Genomic DNA, 2212 nt, shown 5'->3' with positions numbered 1-2212 from the left:
CCGCCGATACGACCTTCGGCGGGGCACTCAGCGGCACGGGCGGTTTGATCAAGAACGGCATCGCCGCGCTGACGCTGACGGGCGACAGCGCCTACACCGGTGGCACGACGATCTCGGCGGGCACCTTGCAACTGGGTGCCGGCGGCACCGCCGGGAGCATCGTCGGCGATGTCACCAACAACGGCACGCTGTCGTTCAACCGCAGCGATGCCTTGACCTATGCGGGCGCGATCACCGGCACCGGCGCAGTCAACCAGATCGGCGCAGGGACCACCACACTGACCGCGGACAACACCTACGCCGGTGGCACGACGATCTCGGCCGGCACGCTGCAGTTGGGCAATGGCGGCACGACTGGCAGCATCACGGGCAACGTCGCCGACAACGGCACGCTGTCGTTCAACCGCAGCGATGCCTTGACCTTTGCGGGCGCGATCACAGGCACCGGCGCGGTCAACCAGGTCGGCGCAGGGACAACCACGCTGACGGCCGACAGCACCTACGCTGGTGGCACGACGATCTCGGCGGGCACCCTGCAGCTTGGCACCACCAGCGGGCTCACCGGTTCGATCGTGGGTGATGTCACCAACAATGGCACGCTGGCGCTCGGCCATGGGAGTGCCTGGACCTTCGGGGGCGCGATCAGTGGCTCCGGCAATGTCAACCAGATCGGCGGCGGGACCACCACGCTGACAGCCGACAACACGTATACGGGCGGCACGACGATCTCGGCGGGCACATTGCAGTTGGGCAATGGCGGAACGACTGGCAGTATCACCAGCGATGTCACCGACAACGGCACGCTGTCTTTCAACCGCAGCGATACCTTGACCTTTGCGGGCACGATCACAGGCACCGGCGCAGTCAACCAGATCGGCGCAGGGACGACGACGCTGACGGGCGACAGCACCTACACGGGCGGCACGACGATCTCGGCAGGCACGCTGCAACTGGGTGCCGGCGGCATCACCGGGAGCATCGTCGGCGACGTCGCCAACAATGGCACGCTGTCTTTCAACCGCTCCAACGCCATCACCTTTGCTGGCGCGATCGGCGGCGCCGGCGCCATCAACCAGATCGGCGCCGGAACCACGCAGCTGACGGGCGACAGCGGCACCTTCTCAGGCACAACCAATGTCACGAACGGCATGCTGCGGGTCGATGGCAACTTGGGTGGGACGACTAGCACGCTCAACGTATCGACGGGCGGCATCCTCGGCGGCCACGGCACGATCGGCGGCAACGTCGCGATTGCAGACGGAACCCTGGCGCCCGGCGCATCACCGGGAACGCTGACGATCGCAGGGAATCTGGCGCTGAGTGGCACCTCCGTCCTGAACTATGAATTCGGGCAGGCCGGTACGGTCGGCGGCGCGCTCAATGACCTGACAGTGGTCGGCGGAAACTTGACTCTCGATGGCACGCTCAACGTCACAACATCCGCCGGCGGCACGTTCGGCCCGGGCCTGTACCGCGTCATCAACTACGGCGGCACCTTGACCGACAACGGACTCGTCGTCGGCACGGCGCCCGCAACAGGCTCGTTCATCCAGACCTCAGTGGCCAATCAGGTCAATCTGATCAACACCAACGGGCTGACGCTGAGCTACTGGGACGGAGCCGCAGGGCCGAAGAACAACAACGTCGTTGATGGCGGCACGGGCATCTGGCAGGGCTCGGCGGGCAACGACAACTGGACGACGGCGGATGGTTCGGTCAACGCGCCGTTCTCCGACGGGTCCTTCGCGGTGTTCACGGCCACGCCCGGCACCGTCACGATCGACAACGGGCCGGGTGCAGTGACGGCGTCGGGAATGCAGTTCGCAAGCAGCGGCTACGTGCTGCAGGGAGACCCGATCGCGCTGGTGGAGACCGAGGCCACCGTGCCGGGCATCACAACCATCCGGGTGGGTGACGGAACGGGTGCGGGCGCGGGCTATGTCGCCACCATCAACTCGGTGTTGAGCGGAGCCGTGCAAATCGACAAGACAGACCTAGGCACGCTGGTCCTTTCCGGGGCCAACACCTACACGGGAGGAACGACCATCTCGGGCGGCACGCTTTCGGTCGGCGCAGATGCCAACCTAGGTGCGGCCGCGGGTGGCGTGGCGCTGGATGGCGGCACTTTGGAAACCAGTGCGAGTTTCACGTCGGGCCGCGCGGTCACGATCACTCCCAACAACGGCAGCATCCAGACCGATGCGGGGACGAC

The 2212-nt window shown here is 66.2% G+C and carries 1 protein-coding gene; it reads left to right on the top strand.

Features of this window, described 5'->3' with window-relative positions:
* Positions 1 to 2212 (top strand): autotransporter-associated beta strand repeat-containing protein (locus tag AC1DEK_RS30055; RefSeq protein WP_478128977.1); only part of this gene is annotated, 2212 nt, incomplete at both ends.

The sequence above is a fragment of the Variovorax sp. 10N420 genome (assembly GCF_056394705.1).
This window is presented reverse-complemented; position numbering and strand designations above follow the sequence as displayed.